A 347-nucleotide genomic window follows, 5' to 3' on the forward strand; every position below is an offset into this window, starting at 1 on the left:
CTCATTATAGATATTCATCCGATGCAATGATACAGAGGAATATGCAAAAAACCTGAAGGCAACAATGTTTAAATTCGTATTTACGAGATGATTTTTTCGTTATTGTTAGTCCTTTGTTTCTTGACATAGGTTGAACAAATAAAAAAGAGCAGACTCAAAGTCCACTCAATTCATTAAGATGATTGCTCAATTCATCCAGACACCTATAAAAAATGAAAGGTGACGATGATATGCCACAAAGGTCATTTAGCGTTTAATTAATACTGATAACTCACCTTCAAACACTTTTTCCTCTTTCTGATTATAGGTAGATAACAATACAGTAAGTATCCCCGTCTGGCTTTTAT

General features: G+C 33.1%; 1 pseudogene. It reads right to left on the reverse strand.

The window, feature by feature from the left end:
* Positions 1-246: 246 nt before the first annotated feature.
* Positions 247-347 (reverse strand): annotated as a pseudogene (locus R0K30_RS21325) (hypothetical protein); the annotation flags it as partial.

It is taken from the genome of Bacillus sp. SIMBA_154 (assembly GCF_046536015.1).
GTDB lineage: Bacteria > Bacillota > Bacilli > Bacillales > Bacillaceae > Bacillus > Bacillus pumilus_P.